Source organism: Streptomyces sp. SAI-127 (genome assembly GCF_029894425.1).
In the GTDB taxonomy this organism is placed as follows: domain Bacteria; phylum Actinomycetota; class Actinomycetes; order Streptomycetales; family Streptomycetaceae; genus Streptomyces.
Genome location: NZ_JARXYJ010000001.1, coordinates 6,509,047 through 6,526,794, shown reverse-complemented (window position 1 = coordinate 6,526,794; position 17,748 = coordinate 6,509,047). Strand labels below are relative to the sequence as shown.

Sequence of the window (17,748 nt, the reverse complement as noted above, 5' to 3'; positions counted from 1 at the left end):
GCGGGAACATCGCGCGGGCCGTAGACCTCGGTACCGCAGGCGCCCCGCCCTCTTGCACGGGCGCGGGACAATGGACGGTGGCCCATGCACAGACGGGCCATCGCCACGGACGACGTACGAGGAGGATGAAGACATGGCGGAGCCCACGCCGCGTCGGAACGAACCGCGGCTGCGCCCCGCGCCTTTGCTGTTCGAGCCCGCACAGGTGGCCGACGACCCGGAGCACTTCTTCGACCTCGAGTCGATGGACGACCCGCGCGCGCTGCTGAGCCGGTCCACCGAGCTGGCGCACGCCTTCCGTGCGGCGGCGGACCGTGCCGTGGAGTTCCAGGCGATGGCGGCGGCCCAGCTGGCCGACCCCAGGCGCTTCGACCGGCTCACGACGGCCGACATCGCCGAGCGCGCCGAGTGGACCGAGGACTACGCCAAGAAGATGGTCGAGTTCGGCCGGGATCTGCTGCGTGGCGCGGAGGACGGAGCGGGGCACGCCGACCCCGTGTGAGCCCGTAAACGATCCCTGGCATATGCCAAGCGGGCAAGATACCCCTCCTCGCCCCCTCCTGTCCCGGTTTCCCGCAACTCTGCGGAACGGCCTGCTCACGCCCGGTAGATGTAGTCGGCATGAGCACTCGCGACGAACCGTTCTCCGACACACGCTTCGACGTCTCGGGCGTCACCGCGGACGGAGCCGCCTGGCTCGCCTCGGCGGGGACGTACCCGCGCAGCACCCTGGCGCTCTGGGAGGAGCGCCCCGCGGCCCCGGTCGTACTGCCCTGCGGCACCGCCTTCGACGTGGTCAGCGCCCCAGCGATCTTCGGGCGCCGGATGCTCGACCGGCTGTGGGAGGAGGGGCCGGGCTCGGGACCCGTGGCGATGCTCCGGGCCCGGATGCTGCTGTTCGCGGCGCCGGGCACGGCGCAGCGGCTGCCGTCGCTGCTGCGGTGGGAGGAGATCGGCCGTACGGCCGCGATCCCGCCGCTGCTGTGCCACGGCATCGGCGACGCGGTCACCGTCCCGGCCCCGCTGAGCACCCCGAAATCCGCGTCGGCCTCCCGCTGGCTGGTCGCCCCCGACACCCGCCACCCCTGGCTGCCGGGCCCGGAAATCCTGCTCTGGGCGGCGGTACGGGCGGCTCGCGCCGCGGTGCGGATATCGATTTTTCCCCCCGCCGATCAGGATGCTAAGGTCTACGACGTCAGCAGGCGCCGCTAGCTCAGTTGGTTAGAGCAGCTGACTCTTAATCAGCGGGTCCGGGGTTCGAGTCCCTGGCGGCGCACGTTGTCGATGGCGAGGCGTGTTCGCGGAAAGCGCGAACCGGCCTCGCCATCGTCGTTTCTGCGCGGCTGCGCCGCGCGTTGTGGGGGCTCCGCCACCCACACCCCCTCGCCCACCGAGCCGTCGGTCCGTGAGTCACCCGAGCGCGAACCGGCCTCGCCATCGTCGTTTCTGCGCGGCTGCGCCGCGCGTTGTGGGGGCTCCGCCACCCACACCCCCTCGCCCACCGAGCCGTCGGCCGGGACGTCACCCGAGCGCGATCTCCACGTTCCACGCCCCCGAGGCCGTTCGTCCGGTCACCTTCACGCTGACCTGCTCGCCCGGGACCGTGAAGCTCTCGCCGGTGTCGACGGGGGCGTCCGCGAGGGGTGGGTAGACGGAGTTCTCCCAGCAGGCCTCGGTGCGGGGATGGGCGTCGATCACCTGGATCGGGCCGCCGCCGGACGCGGCGCCGCTGTGGACGCGGTAGATCAGCACGCCCTGTCGGCAGACCGCCTCGTCGTCGCCCATCGCCGCGCGGGCCTCGAAGGCCAGCGCGCTGTCGACCCCGGTGCGCACGACCGCGAGCTTGGTGCCGCGACCGGGTCCGAAGATCCCGGCGTTGCCGGGACCGGCCTCCAGCGGCTCCAGCGTCAGCCGCGTCGGTTTCGGCCCCCGTACGCACGTCACCTGCCGGCGCTCCAGCCAGCCCAGCTTCCACTTGTGCCAGGCGAACAGATCGGGGGCGAGTCCGAACTGGCTGCCCATCAGGTCCCAGTCGCCGACATAGGTGTCCCAGTCCCCCTTGCCGTCCATCGGCCGGTGGTAGAGGTCCGGCAGGTCGAACACGTGCCCCGTCTCATGGGCCAGGACCAGCCGGTCCGGCGGGTGCTTCTCGAAGACGGTGACCACCCGGCGGATGTCGGTGCCGTCGGCGCGCAGCGGTACGTCCAGGTTGACGACCTTCGTGGCGTCCGAGTCGACGCCGGGCGCGTCGGGGTCGGCGACGAAGTAGACGACGTCGTAGCGCGAGAAGTCGACCTGCCCGTCGGCCGCGGCGAGCGCGTCGCGCAGATAGGCTTCCCGGTCCGCGGCGCTCCAGTCGCGCTGTATGGCGTAGGCCGTCGACGGGCGCGGCATCCGGATCCAGTGCCGCAACGGGTGCGGGCGCAGGGTGAAGCGGCCGTAGGAGGCGTGCTGGAAGAAGCGGGTGGTGGCCGGGAAGTGATCGGCGGCCAGTTGGGCGGGGGCGGTCAGCGGCCGGGCGTCCGGGAAGGACAGGAAGACCATGACGGCGTCGAGGGCTCGGGCCGGGCGCGGATAGGCGGTGTTCCAGGTGTCGAGGCCCTCCGAGTGGTGGGCCTCGGTGCGTTCCAGGGTGCAGGGCGCCGACGAGAAGGGTTCGGCGACCGAGGGGCCGGTGACGAGGGAGGTGGAGGCCAGGGCCGCCATGGTGGTGAACACGGCGGCGGAGCTGCGCAGTCGGGGGCGCGGCAAGGTGCGCGGAAACGGGCGCGGCAACGGGACCTCCGGGAGCGGTTTCACGGGATACCGCACCCAGCCTGTGTGCTTTTGTAGTACTACGCCCTGTTTATCTGCACCGGACGAGTGAGATGGCGTGACCTGACGGACCGGCCGACACCCCCGAATCACTCACGGAACGTCACAACCGGTCCCAGGCCCCAAGAACCCGTCCAGCTGCGGGCAGAAACGATCTGCCAGAAGGGGTTGCCGGTCCTCCAGACTGGGCAATGGCTGGAAGGGCCCGGGGGCAGCCTCTATGATCGGCACACTTTCCTGCGCGGACAGCGATCGAGTGCACTGCGGGAGCTAGCGGTGAACGGAACGTCCGAAGGGCCGGCGCCCGCGGCAGACCCCGACGGGTCGGTCGTAACAGAGAGTGATATCACGACACCTGCTCGTACGGAGCCCCCGACGCACCGTGCCGCCTTCGCGGCAGCGCCGCTGGCCATGGCCGTGGTGGACCGCGAGGGCACGGTCGTCGACGCCAACCCCGCCTTCGGCGAGCTGCTCGGCGCCGTACCGGAGGAGTTGGCCGGGGCCCAGGCCGCCGACCTGGTGGATCTGGCCTCGGACGCCCGCACCTGGCACTCCTACCGCGAGGTGCTGCGCGGCCGGCAGGCGAAGCTGCGCTGCAAGCGGCGGCTCAAGCATCCCGACGGACACTCGATGTGGGCGCAGATCACGATCACGCCGCTGGCCGAGGGCTCCCAGGGGTCCCCCGGCGTCCTGCTGTCCGTCGCCGACATCACGGCCCGTCGTGAACTCCAGGCCCGGCTGCGGCACTTGCAGATGCACGACCCGGTGACGCGGCTGCCCAACCGCACGCTGTTCTTCGAGCGGCTGACGGCCGCGCTGGAGCCGGAGTCGTACGAGCAGGGCGGCACGGGCCGGATCGGGTTGTGCTATCTGGACCTCGACGGGTTCCAGGCCGTCAACGACACTCTCGGCCACCGGGTCGGCGACCGGTTGCTGGCCGCCGTCGCCGAGCGGCTCACGCGCTGCGCGGACGAGGCCGGCCACGGGCGGGCGACCGCTCCCCTGGTGGCGAGGCTGGGCGGCGACGAGTTCGCGCTACTCGTCGAGGACTCCACCGGCACCGAACAGCTCGCCGACCTCGCCGAGTCCCTGCTGAAGGCCGTCCAGGCGCCCTTCGACGTCTCCGGAAACCGGATGTCGGTGTCGGCGTCGATCGGGGTCGTCGAGCGGCAGGCGGAGGGCACCTCGGCGACGGGTCTGATGCAGGCCGCCGACACCACGCTGTACTGGGCCAAGGCGGACGGCCGGGACCGCTGGACGCTCTTCGACCCCGAGCGCAACGCCCACCGCATGACCCGGCAGGCCCTCGCCTCCACGCTCCGCCCGGCCATCGAGCGCGGCGAGTTCCAGCTGGAGTACCAGCCGCTGGTGGGCATGGAGGACGGCCGGCTGCGCGGGGTAGAGGCGCTGGTGCGCTGGAACCACCCGCAGTTCGGGATGCTGACGCCGAATCGGTTCATCGCACTGGCCGAGGAGGACGGCTCGATCGTCCCGCTCGGCCGCTGGATCCTCGTCACCGCCTGCCGCCAGGCCCGTCAGTGGCAACTCGACCACCCCGACGAGCCGCCGATCTTCGTCAGCGTCAATGTGGCGGTCCGTCAGGTCTGGGACTCCGACCTGGTCGCGGACGTGGCGAAGACCCTCGCGGAGACCGGCCTGGCGCCCCATCTCCTCCAGCTCGAACTCACCGAGTCGGCCGTGATGGGTTCGGCGGGCCGCCCGCTCCAGGCCCTCCAGGCGCTGAGCGACATGGGCGTCGGCATCGCGATCGACGACTTCGGCACGGGCTACTCGAACCTCGCCTACCTCAGCCGCCTGCCGGTCTCCGTCCTGAAACTGGACGGCTCCTTCGTGCGCGGCTTCCAGTACGAGGGCGAGGGCGTCGCCCCCAACCCGGCCGACGAGGTCGTCGTCGAGGCGATGATCCAGCTCGCCCACCGCCTCGGCCTCACTGTCACCGCGGAGTGCGTCGAGACCTCGGCCCAGGCCAGCCGCCTGCGCCGGATCGGCTGCGACACCGGCCAGGGCTGGCTGTACTCGCGGCCGGTGTCGCCGGATCGTATCTCCGGGCTGATGGGCGTGAAGGCCTAAGGGGTCGTGGGGAGTCCGTAGGCGTCCGCGACGAGTTCGTAGGAGCGCAGGCGTACGTCACCGCTGTGCGCGTTGCCCGTGAGCATCAACTCGTCGGCGCCGGTGCGCTTGTGGAGGTCGTCGAGGCCGGAGCGGACCTCGTCGGCGGTGCCGTGGATGACGTTGGCGTTCCAGGAGCGCGCGAACTCCTCCTCCATCGGGCTGAATTCGTGGGCCTCCGCCTCCTCGGGGGTGGGGACCAGGCCGGGGCGGCCGGTGCGCAGCCGGATCATGCTGAGCGCGGCGGCGCGGACCTGGCGGCGGGCCTCCTTCTCGTCGTCGGTGGCGAGGGCGGAGACGCCGATGAGGGCGTACGGCTCGTCGAGGACCGCGGAGGGCCGGAAGGACTCGCGGTACAGGTCCAGGGCCGGGATGGTGTTCTGCGCCGAGAAGTGGTGCGCGAAGGCGAAGGGCAGGCCGAGGGAGCCGGCCAGCTGAGCGCTGAAGCCGGAGGAGCCGAGCAGCCAGACCGGCGGGCGGTGCGGGGACTGGACGCCACCGGGTGAGGTCGCCTGGACGGGACCGGGTACGGCGTGGATACGGCGGTAGGGGTGGCCGTCGGGGAAGTCGTCGTCCAGGAAGCGGGTGAGCTCGGCGAGCTGCTCGGGGAAGTCGTCGGCGCCCTCGTGCAGCCGGTCGGCGCGGCGCAGGGCCGCGGCGGTGGCGCCGTCGGTGCCGGGCGCCCGTCCGAGGCCCAGGTCGATCCGTCCCGGCGCCATCGCCTCCAGCGTGCCGAACTGCTCCGCGATCACCAGTGGGGCGTGGTTGGGGAGCATGACGCCGCCCGAGCCGAGCCGGATGCGGGTCGTGTGGGCGGCGAGGTGGGCGAGGATCACCGCGGGGGACGAGGACGCCACGCCCGGCATGGAGTGGTGCTCGGCGATCCAGTAGCGGTGGAAACCGCGGGACTCGGTGAGCTTGGCGATGGCGACGCTGGTGCGCAGGGCGTCGGTGGCCGTGCGTCCCGCGCCGACGGTGACCAGGTCGAGTACCGAGAGAGGTACGGGGGCGGTGCCCTGTGCAGTACCTCGGATCTCGTCTTCCGCCACGGTGGGGTGCCTCCTGCTCATGAGCCGTGCGCTGTCAGTCCGGTATTAACAGGAGAGTGTCCCCGTTTATTCCCGGGGCCGGGTCCAGGATTCCTGGAGCGCCGGCTTCCGCATCCCGACCTGCGTCGACTGCTTGTCGCACCCGCCCCCGGGTACTCAAAGCGCACAATTCCACAATCCGGAGGGATCGCCATGACGCGAGAGAACCCGTCGCGGCCGTCGGAACTCGGACCGCTCGAACCCGGCACCAGACAGCGCGCCCAGTTGTCCATCCGTATCGCCGACATCGCGTGGACCGCGCTGAGTGTCGTCGCCGCCCTGTGGGTGGTCCTGGCCGCCGTTGACGCCGTCCGCGGCAGCGGCTCGTGGGCCTACTGCGCGGTGGCCCTGGTGCTGCTGGCCATCGGCCTGACGATGCGGTTGCGCTCGGTCCGGCGCCGCGACCGGATGTGAGGGGAGGCAGTCCGTGGAACGCGTCAACGCCTTTCTCGGCAAGCACGTGTGGGTCCAGGTCGTCCTGTCCCTCCTGGTCGCGTGCGTCGTGGTCCTGCTGCTGTCCCCGGAGCGCTCGGTCGCCTCGGCCCTGCTGTACGTGGTGTTCGCCTCGGTCGGCGGGGTCGGCGTCATGCTCGCCGTGCGGCGCCGGGAGAAGCGGGCCGCGGGAGGTTCCGTGGACCGCCTGGTGTCGCTGGACCGGAAGCTGCGCCGGGGCGAGGTCCCCACCGCGCCGCAGGAGCGGCAGGCCATGCGCGACCTGGTCGAACAGCGTCTGCACCGCTCACGCCACCGGGTCGCGGCCCAGGTCCTCCTCGCCGTCCTGTTCTGCGCGGGCGTGGTGCTGACGGCCCTGACCGCGAGCCTGCCGCAGACCCTCGGCATGGGCGTGTTCGCCGGGGTCTTCCTGGGCTGGCTCGTCCTGTACGGAAACCGTCAGCACCGGCTACTGCGCGCCATGCGCACGGAACTCACCGCCGAGGCCGTCCAGGACCTTCAGCGGTGAGCCCCTGAGCGGGCGCGTCTCACACCTGGACGATCGGCTCCCTGGTGAACAGCGCCCCCATGGCCGGGGCGTTCACCCGGCGGTCCGTCAGCCGCAGAGCCTCCCAGACCGTGACCTGGTTCGCGGTGAGGACCGGCTTGCCGAGCTCCTTCTCCAGGGCCGGGATGTGGGTGGCCGTGTGGAGGGCCGTGTCCGGGAGGAGCACCGCCTCAGCGTCCGGCGAGTCGGCCTCCCGGGCCAGCGCGAAGACCTCCTCCTCGCCCCAGGTGCCGACCTCCGCGGCGGTGATGATCCCGGCGCCGCGGACCTGGAGGACCTCGACTCCGCCCGCCCGCAGGAACTCCGCGAACAGGCCCGCGACATCGTCCGGGTAGGTCGCCGCGACCGCCACCCGCCCGGCCCCGATCTCCTGGGCCGCGTGCACGAAGGCGAACGACGTCGAGGACGCGGGCATGCCGGCCGCGACGGCGAGATTGCGCACCTGCTCGTGGGCGCCTTCCCAGCCGTAGACGAAACTGCCGCTGGTGCAGGCCCAGACGACGGACTCGGCGCCCGACATGCGCAGTTCCTCGACGCCCGCGGCGAGCCGTTCCGCCGAGCCCATCTCCAGGAGGGCGTCCACGCGGTGCGCGTCGGTGCCGATGTCGGTGTGGACGACGTCCAGGCGGATGTCGCTGCCCAGGAGCTGTTCGATGCGCGGATAGTCGTCCTCGGCGGAGTGGCCCGGGTAGAGGAATCCGAGAGCGGTCATGTCCAGCCTTCCTGCTGCTGCTCTTCGTCCGGCAGGCCCCGGACTTCCGGCAGTCCCGGAATCTCCGGGGGCACGGGCCCGTACCTCGCCGCCGGATCGATCAGCGCCTGGTACGGTCCCACGGCTCGGGTACCCAGTCGGCGCAGCGCCGCCCACATCGTCACCTGGTTGGCCGAGATCACCGGGATGCGCAGTTCCGCTTCCAGTTGCGGGATGACGTCGTACGTCGGCAGGTTGGTGCAGCTGATGAACAGGGCCTGGGCGTCGTCCCGTACGGCCTTGTGGGCCATCTCGGAGACCTGACGGTAGGGCACCTTCCAGATGTGCCGGGTCAGGCCCATGTAGGCGCATCCGGTGACCGAGACGCCCGCTTCGGCGACGTACTCCTCCAGCGACCTGGTCACCGACACCGTGTACGGCGTCACCAGTGCCACCCGGCGGACGTCGAGTTCGGCGAGGGCGTCCAGGAGGGCTCCGGACGTGGTCAGGGACGGGACCGCGCCCGCCACCGTCATGGCCGCGCACATGGCGCGTTCCCCGGCGATCCCGCCGACGAAGCTGCCGGAGGTGCAGGCGTAGGCGACGACCTCGGGGGCGATCGCGTTGAGCGTGCGCACCGCCTCGTGCAGGGTCTCGTGTTCGCTCACCAGACGGGCCAGGTCGAGGCTGACCTCGACGGGGACGTAGGGGGTGCGGGTCAGATGGAGCGAGATCTCGTCGGGGACCCACCGCCACAGCTCGCGATCCAGCGCGAAGTCGAAGGGGGCGACGACACCGACACCGCGCTGGGGGCGCGGACCACCTAGAAAGGAAACGTCCATGGCAGAGACCGGCCTCACGGTGAGAGACGGGGGGACAGCGGAACGTGCACAACGCCCGTGTTGACGAAGGTAGGTTCGGGTGCGAGCGTGGTCAATCCGCCCATGTCACGCTCACGTCACACCGGTGTCACCGCCGGCGTTCCCGCCCATGTCAGACGCCTGGCAGCCACCGCGATAATCCGTAGAAACGGTGCCTCGATGTCCGTCCCCACCCTTCTGGTCCTTGACGCCGACCCCCCGCCCCGGCTCGGAAAGCTCACCGGGCGGGCCCGGATCGAGCACGCGGACCAGGCCACGCTCGCCGAGCGGCTGCCGTCCGCCGACGTGCTGCTGGTCTGGGACTTCACCTCGACCGCGGTGCGTGACGCGTGGCCGGGCGAGGGCCCGCGGCCGCGCTGGGTGCACACGGCGAGCGCGGGCGTGGACCATCTGATGTGCCCCGAACTCGCCGTCTCCGACACGGTGGTGACCAACGCCCGCGGGGTCTTCGACCAGCCGATCGCCGAGTACGTCGCCGCGCTGGTCCTGACGATGGCGAAGGACCTGCCCCGGACCCTGGACCTGCAGCGGGAGGGTGTGTGGCGGCACCGGGAGTCCCAGCGGGTGACCGGGACCCGCGCCTGTGTGGTCGGTTCCGGGCCCATCGGGCGGGCGATCGTGAGCACCCTCAAGGCGCTCGGCATCACCACCGCACTCGTCGGCCGCCGTTCCCGCACCGGGATCCACGGCCCCGACGACCTCGACCGTCTGATGGCCCGCGCCGACTGGGTGATCGCGGCCGCCCCGCTCACCGCGGACACGCACGGCATGTTCGACGCCCACCGCTTCGGGATGATGCAGCCCTCCGCGCGGTTCATCAACATCGGCCGGGGTCAGCTGGTCGTCGAGGACGCGCTGGTGGAGGCGGTGTCCAAGCGGTGGATCGCCGGGGCCGCCCTCGATGTGTTCGACACCGAACCGCTGCCGCCCGAAAGCCCGTTGTGGCAGGTGCCCGGCCTGATCGTGTCCCCGCACATGAGCGGTGACACGGTCGGCTGGCGCGATGAACTCGGCACGCAGTTCCTGCAGTTGTACGACCGCTGGGAGGCGGGCAGATCACTGCCGAACGTGGTCGACAAGCAACGCGGGTACGTGCCAGGGCACTGAACGTCGAGCGGAGGGGCACATGCAGGACCTCACCGAACTGACCGCCGTACAACTCGTGGAGGGCTACCGCAAGGGCGAGTTCAGCCCTGTGGAGGCGACCCGGGCGGCTCTGGACCGGGCCGAACGGATCCAGCCGGAGGTGAACGCCTTCGTGCGGCTGACCGGCGAGGAGGCCCTGGCGCAGGCCCGCGCCTCGGCCGACCGCTGGCGACGGGGGGAGCCGTCCGGCGCGGTGGACGGCGTCCCGGTCACGGTGAAGGACATCCTGCTGCTGCGCGGCGCCCCGACGCTGAAGGGCTCAAGGACGATCCCGGAGAGCGGCACCTGGGACGAGGACGCCCCGTCCGTCGCCCGGCTGCGCGAGCAGGGCGCGGTCTTCCTCGGCAAGACCACGACCCCCGAGTTCGGCTGGAAGGGCGTCACGGACTCGCCGCTGTCGGGCGTGACGCGCAATCCCTACGGCCCGACACGCACCGCGGGCGGCTCCAGCGGGGGCGCCGCGGCGGCCGTGGCGCTCGGCGCGGGGCCGCTCGCGCTCGGCACGGACGGCGGGGGCAGCGTCCGTATCCCGGCCGCGTTCTGCGGGATCTTCGCCCTCAAGCCGACGTACGGCCGCGTGCCGCTCTACCCGGCGAGCGCCTTCGGCACCCTCGCCCACGTGGGCCCGATGACCCGCGACGCGGCCGACGCGGCACTGCTCCTCGACGTCATCGGGGTGCCGGACTCCCGTGACTGGTCGGCGCTGGGCCCGGCGGCCGGCCCGTACACGGCGGCCCTGTCGGGCGGGGTGCGCGGGCTGCGGGTCGCGTACTCGCCGTCCCTCGGCGGCCAGGTGGCCGTACAGCCCGAGGTCGCCGCGGCGGTACGGCGGGCCGTGGAACGCCTGGCCGGACTCGGCGCGTACGTCACCGAGACCGATCCCGACTTCGCCGACCCGGTGGACGCCTTCCACACCCTGTGGTTCAGCGGGGCGGCCCGGGTGACCCAGCATCTCGGCCCGCACCAGCGGGAGTTGCTGGACCCGGGGCTCCGGGCGATCTGCGGCCTGGGGTCGCGCATGAGCGCGCTCGACTACCTGGCCGCGGTGGACGTCCGGATGGAACTCGGGCGCCGGATGGGCCGCTTCCACGACTCCTACGACCTGTTGGTCACCCCGGCCCTCCCGATCACCGCGTTCGAGGCGGGCACAGAGGTCCCGAAGGGCTCGGGGCACCACCGCTGGACGGGGTGGACGCCCTTCACGTACCCCTTCAACATGACCCAGCAGCCCGCCGCGTCCGTCCCGGTGGGGACCGACGCCGACGGGCTGCCGGTGGGACTCCAGATCGTGGCGGCCCGGCACCGGGACGACCTGGTGCTGCGGGCGGCCCACGCACTCTACGAGGCGGAAACGGCGGGCATCCGGCCACCCGACCCGGCTCGCGCGAGGAGCGTCACGCCCGGCTGAACCGGAGGCTCTCGCCGAGGGCGCCCGCGCGCCAGAGGTCGTTGCAGCCCTCGGCCAGGGCGTCCAGCCCGTCCACCACCTGACCCCAGACGATTCCGGGGACCCAGCCCACATCGGCGTTCAGGAGGAGGTTGTTGCGTTCGTAGAACAGGGCCAGGTCGACGACGGTCGTGCCCGCGCGGACCTCGCGGTCGTAGCCGTAGGACTTGGTGCCGAGCTCGGTGCCGGCGAAGGAGAAATAGCAGAGATCTCCGGGAATCGGGGTAACTGTCGGATTTTCCAGGGGTGGTTCGGTTTCCGCGAAAGGCGGGAAAAGGGCGTAGATCTCATTGCGTGCGTACTTCGCGTGGTAGACGTCGCCGGCGAGCGGGAGGGCATCCCAGACGGCCGCGCAGGTGATCGGCGCCCGATCGTCCAGGAGCTTTGCCGTGGCGGTGATTCCCCGCTTGACCAGCGAGACTTCGATGTAGCGGTCAGCCATGCATTCCATGGTCCCCCGCCGGTCAAGAGGGCCTCAGTCCGGAACGGGGCTCAAATCGATCTGCATAAGTCGCATCCGGTCGGGTAGCCGCGCCGCCATGGCTCCACCACTGGAACATGGCGAACACATATCCGGGACCACCCGCCGGTCGCTGCTCGCGGGGGTGGCGGCGCTCGGTGCACTGGGCGCGGCGGGCTGCTCACGCGTGGCCACCGCCTCGACCGAGGGAGGCGGTGAACTGCTCGACCGGCTCAGGGCGGCAGGTGTCGTACGGCTGGGAATCGCGGGTGAGATCCCTTTCGGATACATCGACAAGAACGGCGACCTCACCGGTGAGGCACCAGAACTCGCGAGGGTCATATTCAAGCGGCTCGGGGTGGACAAGGTGCAGCCCGTGCCCACCGAGTTCGGCTCACTCATTCCCGGGCTGAATTCCCAGCAGTTCGATGTCGTGGCGGCCGGGATGTACGTCACCCCGGAACGCTGCGAGCAGGTGATCTTCGCCGATCCCGACTACCAGATGCTCGATTCCTTCATCGTGCGCAAGGGAAATCCCAAAGGTCTTCACAACTACAAGGACGTCGTCGCGAAGAAGGCGAAGTTCGCCACCGGGACCGGCTACGCGGAGATCGGGTACGCCGTCGAGGCGGGATACAAGGAAAGCGACATCCTGATCGTGCCGGACCAGGTCGCGGGGCTGAACGCCGTGGAGGCGGGACGCGTCGACGTGTTCGCCGGGACCGCGCTCACCACCCGCGAGGTGGTGAAGAAATCGGCCAAGGCGGAGGCCACCAAGGCCTTCACCCCGACCGTCGGCGGCAAACCGCACGTCGACGGGGGCGCCTTCGCGTTCCGCCGGACCGAGACGAACCTGCGGGACGCCTTCAACGCCGAGCTGCGGAAGCTGAAGAAGAGCGGGGAGCTGTTCCGGGTCCTCAAGCCCTTCGGGTTCACGCAGGCCGAGATGACGGACCTGACCGCGAAGGAGCTCTGCGGCGGATGACCTCCGGACTCTGGGAACTGGTGCTCAAAGGCATCTGGACGACGGTCCAGCTGCTGTTCTTCAGCGCGATCCTCGCCGCCGCCGTGTCCTTCGTGGTCGGCGTCCTGCGCACCCACCGGCTGTGGATCGTCCGCTTCCTCGCGGGCCTCTACACCGAGGTGTTCCGCGGGACCTCGGCGCTGGTGATGATCTTCTGGGTGTTCTTCGTGCTGCCCCCGGCCTTCGGCTGGCAGCTGGTGCCGATGTGGGCGGGCACGCTCGCACTCGGACTGACCTACGGGGCGTACGGCTCCGAGATCGTGCGCGGGGCGCTCAAGGCGGTCGACCCGGCGCAGCAGGAGGGCGGGATCGCGCTGAGCTTCACGCCCTGGCAGCGGCTGAGGCTGATCCTGCTGCCGCAGGCGGTGCCGGAGATGATCCCGCCGTTCTCCAACCTGCTGATCGAGCTGCTCAAGGGCACCGCGCTGGTGTCCGTGATGGGCATGGGCGATCTGGCGTTCAGCGGCAACCTGGTGCGGCTGGCGCTCCAGGAGAGCGCCGGGATCTACACGTATCTGCTGCTCATCTACTTCGTGATCGCCTTCCTGCTCACGCGGTTGATGCGCGGCCTCGAGAAGAAGCTCAAGGCGGGGGTCGGCAAGGAACCCACGCGTGAGGTCCAGGTGCCCCAGCCGGTCGGAGGGAGTGTCGGATGACATGGGACTGGAGTGCCGTCAGCGACTTCATGCCGCAGTTCTGGGACGGGCTGCTGGTCACCCTGCAGGCCCTCGCGCTCGGCTCGCTGATCTCCTTCGCGCTGGGCCTGGTGTGGGCGCTGCTGATGCGCGCGCCCTCACGGTTCGTGCGCTGGCCGGTCGGGGTGGTCACGGAGTTCGTGCGCAACACCCCGCTGCTGGTCCAGCTGTTCTTCCTCTTCTATGTGCTGCCCGAGTGGGGCGTGACCCTCTCGGCGCTGGCCACCGGTGTCATCGGGATCGGGCTGCACTACTCGACGTACACCATGCAGGTCTACCGGGCCGGTATCGAGGCGGTGCCGACCGGCCAGTGGGAGGCGGCGACGGCGCTGAACCTGCCGCGGGTGCGGACCTGGCAGGTGGTGATCCTGCCGCAGGCGATCCGCCGGGTCGTACCCGCTCTCGGCAACTACGTGATCTCGATGCTCAAGGACACACCGATGCTGATGGTCATCACGGTGCTGGAGATGCTCGGCGAGGCGCGGCTGTTCGCCCAGGAGCACTTCCAGTTCACCGAGCCGCTGACCGTGATCGGCGTGGCCTTCATCGTCATCTCCTATCTGGCCTCCCTTCTTCTGCGATCCCTGGAGCGACGTCTTGTCCGCTGACACTCCCCTGATGAAAGAGCCCGACGCAGGCGCCAACCCGCCGGTGGACGGCAGCGAGCTGATCCGCTTCGAGAACGTGACCAAGCGCTTCGGGTCGAACACCGTCCTGGACCGGCTGAACTTCTCCGTGGACTCCGGCAAGCACGTCACGCTGATCGGCCCCTCCGGATCCGGCAAGACCACGATCCTGCGGATGCTGATGACGCTGACCAAGCCCGACGAGGGCACGGTCACGGTCGACGACCAGACCCTGTTCCCGGCGCCGGAGAAGCAGCTGCGCGAGGTGCGGAAGAAGATCGGGATGGTCTTCCAGCAGTTCAACCTGTTCCCGAACATGACGGTCCTGCGCAACATCACCGAGGCGCCCGTCACCGTGCTCGGCATGTCCAAGGACGAGGCGGAGGCACGCGCGCGTGAGCTGCTCGACCTGGTGGGCCTCTCCGACAAGGCCGGCGCCCGGCCGACCCAGCTCTCCGGCGGCCAGCAGCAGCGGGTCGCGATCGCGCGGGCGCTGGCCATGCGGCCGCGGGTGCTGCTGCTCGACGAGGTGACGTCGGCGCTCGACCCTGAGCTGGTCGCCGGTGTCCTCGACGTGCTGCGGGACATCGCCCGCACCACCGACATCACGATGCTCTGCGTGACCCACGAGATGAACTTCGCCCGGGACATCTCCGACCAGGTCCTGATGTTCGACTCGGGCCGCATCATCGAGTCGGGCGCACCGGAGAAGATCTTCAGCGACCCCGAGCAGGACCGCACCCGGGAATTTCTCAGCGCGGTTCTCTGACTACAAGAGGTGAACAGCGTTCAACCTACGAGGTCCCGGACCCGGGTCATGTCTCTGGCATATGCCAGAGTGCCAGCGCCCCTGCTGAGAGGCCCGGCCCGGGGACGGAATCTCGTCAACAGCCGCTCACTACAAGCCTTTTGCCGGTTATCGTGGAGGGGATCGCTGTCTGGATTACGGCCCAGTAGTAGTGCGACCGAGCGAGCGCAGGGGGAAAACCGTGGCGCTGAAGCACGAGCCGACCGCGCCGTACCACTCGGCCCAGGACGCACTGCGCGTCCTGGAGACGGTGGCGCGGCACACCGCCGGAGTCACCGACGTCGAACTCGCCCGTACCACCGGCCTCGCCCCGGAGCGGCTGACCACGCTCCTGAGGATGCTGCGTCGCGAGGGGTACGTCGAGCAGGTCGCCGACGGCGCGTATGTGACGGGAGCCGCCCTGACCAGGCTGAGCTCCGCGCACGACCGTGACGAGGCCCTGCGCGACAAGCTCCAGCACACCCTCGACGAGCTGCGCGACTCGATCGGCGCGGCGGTCTACATCAGCCGGTACGTCGACGGCGAGGTCACCATCGCCCAGTACGCCGACGGCCCCGCGACCCCGGCGGTCAACGAGTGGGTGGACTTCCGCTCCTCCGCCCACGCCACCGCGCTCGGCAAGAGCCTGCTCAGCCAGCTCGACCACAACGGCCGCCGCGACCACCTCTCCCGGCACCGCATGACCCGGCTCACCTCGCGCACCATCACCAACGACAAGCTGCTGCTCTCCCGCCTGGAGACCCAGCCGCCGACGGTCCCCCACCTCGACCTTCAGGAGTACGCGGTGGGCACGGTGTGCGCGGCGGTGCCGATCACAGCGGGCTCCGCGGTGGGCTGCCTGGCGCTGTCCCTCCCGATCGACCAGGCCCACCGCCTGCGCCAGGCCACGGACCGCTTGAACAGGGGAGCGGCACCGGTCCTCCTGTCACTGGCGATCTAGGAGCGGGGCAGGAAGGCCGCCCGTCGCACCTGGGGGCCGGTCGCGCACCCCTGGGTGGGTCCACTCGAGCGTGGTCGGAAGCACCCTCTGAGACCGGGTAGTATTTTCTCTGTCGCCAGCCGCCGAAGGCGGACGGCGAGAGTCATGCGCCGCTAGCTCAGTTGGTTAGAGCAGCTGACTCTTAATCAGCGGGTCCGGGGTTCGAGTCCCTGGCGGCGCACCGGTGAAGGGCCTCTCGTGGGAGCGAGGGGCCCTTCGGCGTTTCCCACGGTGCCGCGAGGACGGCTGGGGGTCTGGGGGTCGCCCCCCAGAAGACGCAGCATCAGCGGGTCCGGGGTTCGAGTCCCTGGCGGCGCACCGGTGAAGGGCCTCTCGTGGGAGCGAGGGGCCCTTCGGCGTATTCCAGTCTCCGGTACGTCCGCGTGCCGGGGGGCCGCCACCACACCGGGTCCGCGCACCGTACGCCCTCTTTCCTGAGCCGCGCTCGGTGGATCTTGTTCGTGGCGGTGACCGGCATCCGCTCCACCACCCGCACGAACCGGGGCGCCATCTTCGTCCCGAGGTCGGGCTGGGCCTCCAGGAAGTCCGCGAAGGACTCCGGCTCGAAGGCCCCCGCGATGGTCGCCATCACCTGGTCCCCGGTCACCGGATCCGGCACCGCGTACACGGCGACGGCCACCGCCCCGTCGTAGCGCGCGAGGATGTTCTCGATCATCGCCGCGGCCAGGTTCTCGCTGTCGACGCGCAGCCGGTCGTCGGTGCGGCCCGCGAAGTAGAGATAGCCGTCGGCGTCCCGGTAGAAGAGGTCACCGGTCCAGTACCAGCCGCCCCGGCGGCGCTCGGCCTCCGCCTCCGCGTTGCGCCAGTACCCCTCGAAGGGGTTCGGCGCCCGGTTCACCAGCTCGCCTATCGCCTCGTCCCCGTTCAGCAGCCGCCCGGCCGTGTCGAATCGTGCGCGGGGACACTCCTGCCCCGTCTCCTGATCGAGTACGACGAGCCCGGTCCCCGCCCGCCCGACCGCACCCTCCGGCGTGCCGGGCGCCCACTGGATCGCCGCGCCGCCCTCGGAGGACCCGTACCCCTCCACCAGCCGGACCCCGAACCGCCGCTGGAAGGCCGCCGCGTCCACCGCCCCCGCCTCGGTGCCGAAGCCAAGCCGCAGCGGGTTGTCCCCGTCGTCCTCGCGGGGCTCGGTGGCCAGGACGTACTGGATCGCCCGGCCGACATAGGTGAAGTACGTCGCCCCGTACGCGCGTACGTCCGCCAGGAACCCCGACGCCGAGAACCGCCGCCTCAGCGCCACCCCCGCCCCGCTCGCCAGCGCGGGCGCCCAGTCGGCGATCACCGCGTTGCCGTGGAACATCGGCATGCAGACGTAGTGCACGCCGTCGGGACCGAGCCGGAACTGGTCGGCCAGCGAGCTCCCCGCCGCGGCCAGGCGGCCCTGGGAGCAGAGCGCGGCCTTGGGGGCGCCGGTCGAGCCGGAGGTGAAGTAGAGGAGCAGCCGGTCGCCGGGCGCGGCGCGGGAGGCGTCCGGTTCGGCGTCGGCGTAGGGCGCGAGCAGGGAGTCGTACTCCTCGGTGCCGGTCACCAGCAGACGGACGCCGGGGAGGTCGAGGCCCCGCAGCAACGGCAGGTGGGACGCCTCGGTGATCAGCAGGCGGCACTCGGTGTGCAGGATGTCGCGGGCGAGTTCGGGACCCCGGCGGGTGGGGTTGATGCCGGCGACGGCGGCACGGGCCAGCGCGGCGGCGCTCAGCCAGAGCGGGTACTCGGGGGTGTTGTCGAGCAGCACACCGATGTGGGCCCCGGGGCCCGGCAGCAGGTCGGTGAGCAGCGCCGCCCGGGCGGCGGCGCCGGCGGCGACCTCGTGATGGGTGAGCACCCGCCCCTCGAACCACAGCCCGGGCCGGTGGTCCCCCCACCGGCCGGCGACGAGCTCGGCGACCGTACGCCTCCTGGAGTCCATGGCGGCGTACGGTAGTTGACGGGCCGTCA

At 70.9% G+C, this 17,748-nt stretch carries 18 protein-coding genes and 2 tRNA genes; 14 read left to right on the top strand and 6 right to left on the bottom strand.

Annotation, left to right across the window (positions count from 1 at the left end):
- The first annotated feature begins 133 nt into the window (after nucleotides 1-133).
- The 3 genes from M2157_RS30155 (at nucleotide 134) to M2157_RS30145 (ending at nucleotide 1,276) form a co-directional block, all read left to right on the top strand.
- Nucleotides 134-502 carry a hypothetical protein gene (locus M2157_RS30155; RefSeq protein WP_280857826.1) on the top strand — a complete coding sequence of 123 codons (369 nt, stop codon included), beginning with the start codon at nucleotides 134-136 and terminating at the stop codon, nucleotides 500-502.
- A 119-nt stretch (nucleotides 503-621) separates the two neighbouring features.
- On the top strand, nucleotides 622-1,212 hold the full coding sequence (locus M2157_RS30150) for a bifunctional DNA primase/polymerase (RefSeq protein WP_280857827.1): 591 nt from the start codon (nucleotides 622-624) through the stop codon (nucleotides 1,210-1,212).
- A tRNA-Lys gene (locus tag M2157_RS30145) sits at nucleotides 1,203-1,276 on the top strand. The genes M2157_RS30150 and M2157_RS30145 overlap by 10 nt, the downstream gene beginning before the upstream one ends.
- 245 nt (nucleotides 1,277-1,521) lie before the next feature.
- Here the strand turns inward: M2157_RS30145 and M2157_RS30140 are convergent.
- Entirely contained in the window at nucleotides 1,522-2,775 is a 1,254-nt protein-coding gene (locus tag M2157_RS30140) for a M6 family metalloprotease domain-containing protein (RefSeq protein ID WP_280868296.1), read from the bottom strand.
- Nucleotides 2,776-3,090: 315 nt separating this feature from the next.
- Here M2157_RS30140 and M2157_RS30135 point away from each other — a divergent pair, with 315 nt between their 5' ends.
- Entirely contained in the window at nucleotides 3,091-4,905 is a 1,815-nt protein-coding gene (locus M2157_RS30135; RefSeq protein WP_280857829.1) for an EAL domain-containing protein, read from the top strand.
- Here the strand turns inward: M2157_RS30135 and M2157_RS30130 are convergent.
- Nucleotides 4,902-6,014, bottom strand: a complete 1,113-nt coding sequence (locus M2157_RS30130) for an LLM class flavin-dependent oxidoreductase (protein WP_280866743.1) — start codon at nucleotides 6,012-6,014, stop codon at nucleotides 4,902-4,904. The two genes, M2157_RS30135 and M2157_RS30130, sit on opposite strands and share 4 nt — an antisense overlap.
- 171 nt (nucleotides 6,015-6,185) lie before the next feature.
- On the opposite strand from M2157_RS30130, the gene M2157_RS30125 reads away from it, so the two are divergent.
- On the top strand, nucleotides 6,186-6,446 hold the full coding sequence (locus tag M2157_RS30125; protein WP_266528154.1) for a hypothetical protein: 261 nt from the start codon (nucleotides 6,186-6,188) through the stop codon (nucleotides 6,444-6,446).
- Nucleotides 6,447-6,459: 13 nt separating this feature from the next.
- On the top strand, nucleotides 6,460-6,993 hold the full coding sequence (locus tag M2157_RS30120) for a hypothetical protein (RefSeq protein ID WP_280857832.1): 534 nt from the start codon (nucleotides 6,460-6,462) through the stop codon (nucleotides 6,991-6,993).
- Between the two features lie 19 nt (nucleotides 6,994-7,012).
- Here the strand turns inward: M2157_RS30120 and M2157_RS30115 are convergent, their stop codons facing one another.
- Nucleotides 7,013-7,744: a decarboxylase gene (locus M2157_RS30115; protein ID WP_280857833.1), complete on the bottom strand. Its 732-nt coding sequence runs from the start codon at nucleotides 7,742-7,744 to the stop codon at nucleotides 7,013-7,015.
- On the bottom strand, nucleotides 7,741-8,565 hold the full coding sequence (locus tag M2157_RS30110) for an aspartate/glutamate racemase family protein (protein ID WP_280857834.1): 825 nt from the start codon (nucleotides 8,563-8,565) through the stop codon (nucleotides 7,741-7,743). The genes M2157_RS30115 and M2157_RS30110 overlap by 4 nt, the downstream gene beginning before the upstream one ends.
- A 198-nt stretch (nucleotides 8,566-8,763) precedes the next feature.
- Here M2157_RS30110 and M2157_RS30105 point away from each other — a divergent pair, with 198 nt between their 5' ends.
- Together M2157_RS30105 and M2157_RS30100 are read left to right on the top strand one after the other, a co-directional pair.
- Entirely contained in the window at nucleotides 8,764-9,711 is a 948-nt protein-coding gene (locus M2157_RS30105; RefSeq protein ID WP_280866742.1) for a D-2-hydroxyacid dehydrogenase, read from the top strand.
- Nucleotides 9,712-9,730: 19 nt separating this feature from the next.
- Nucleotides 9,731-11,158, top strand: coding sequence for an amidase (locus M2157_RS30100; RefSeq protein ID WP_280866741.1), 1,428 nt, complete (start codon nucleotides 9,731-9,733; stop codon nucleotides 11,156-11,158).
- Here the strand turns inward: M2157_RS30100 and M2157_RS30095 are convergent.
- Complete coding sequence (locus tag M2157_RS30095; RefSeq protein ID WP_266528170.1) at nucleotides 11,145-11,639, bottom strand: DUF3830 family protein; 495 nt, start codon at nucleotides 11,637-11,639, stop codon at nucleotides 11,145-11,147. The genes M2157_RS30100 and M2157_RS30095 overlap by 14 nt on opposite strands.
- Before the next feature lie 97 nt (nucleotides 11,640-11,736).
- On the opposite strand from M2157_RS30095, the gene ehuB reads away from it, so the two are divergent.
- From ehuB to M2157_RS30065, 6 genes are all read left to right on the top strand, one after another.
- Entirely contained in the window at nucleotides 11,737-12,642 is a 906-nt protein-coding gene (ehuB, locus tag M2157_RS30090; RefSeq protein ID WP_280857837.1) for an ectoine/hydroxyectoine ABC transporter substrate-binding protein EhuB, read from the top strand.
- Nucleotides 12,639-13,337, top strand: a complete 699-nt coding sequence (ehuC, locus tag M2157_RS30085; protein WP_280857838.1) for an ectoine/hydroxyectoine ABC transporter permease subunit EhuC — start codon at nucleotides 12,639-12,641, stop codon at nucleotides 13,335-13,337. The genes ehuB and ehuC overlap by 4 nt, the downstream gene beginning before the upstream one ends.
- The gene (ehuD, locus tag M2157_RS30080; protein WP_057610923.1) at nucleotides 13,334-13,984 is read left to right on the top strand and encodes an ectoine/hydroxyectoine ABC transporter permease subunit EhuD; all 651 of its coding nucleotides are present in this window, start codon (nucleotides 13,334-13,336) and stop codon (nucleotides 13,982-13,984) included. The genes ehuC and ehuD overlap by 4 nt, the downstream gene beginning before the upstream one ends.
- 10 nt (nucleotides 13,985-13,994) lie before the next feature.
- Entirely contained in the window at nucleotides 13,995-14,771 is a 777-nt protein-coding gene (gene ehuA / locus M2157_RS30075; protein ID WP_280866740.1) for an ectoine/hydroxyectoine ABC transporter ATP-binding protein EhuA, read from the top strand.
- A gap of 220 nt (nucleotides 14,772-14,991) precedes the next feature.
- Complete coding sequence (locus tag M2157_RS30070) at nucleotides 14,992-15,750, top strand: IclR family transcriptional regulator C-terminal domain-containing protein (RefSeq protein WP_280866739.1); 759 nt, start codon at nucleotides 14,992-14,994, stop codon at nucleotides 15,748-15,750.
- A gap of 146 nt (nucleotides 15,751-15,896) precedes the next feature.
- Nucleotides 15,897-15,970: transfer RNA gene (locus M2157_RS30065), tRNA-Lys, on the top strand.
- 102 nt (nucleotides 15,971-16,072) lie between these two features.
- Here M2157_RS30065 and M2157_RS30060 read toward each other — a convergent pair.
- The gene (locus M2157_RS30060) at nucleotides 16,073-17,719 is read right to left on the bottom strand and encodes an AMP-binding protein (protein WP_280866738.1); all 1,647 of its coding nucleotides are present in this window, start codon (nucleotides 17,717-17,719) and stop codon (nucleotides 16,073-16,075) included.
- Nucleotides 17,720-17,748: the final 29 nt, after the last annotated feature.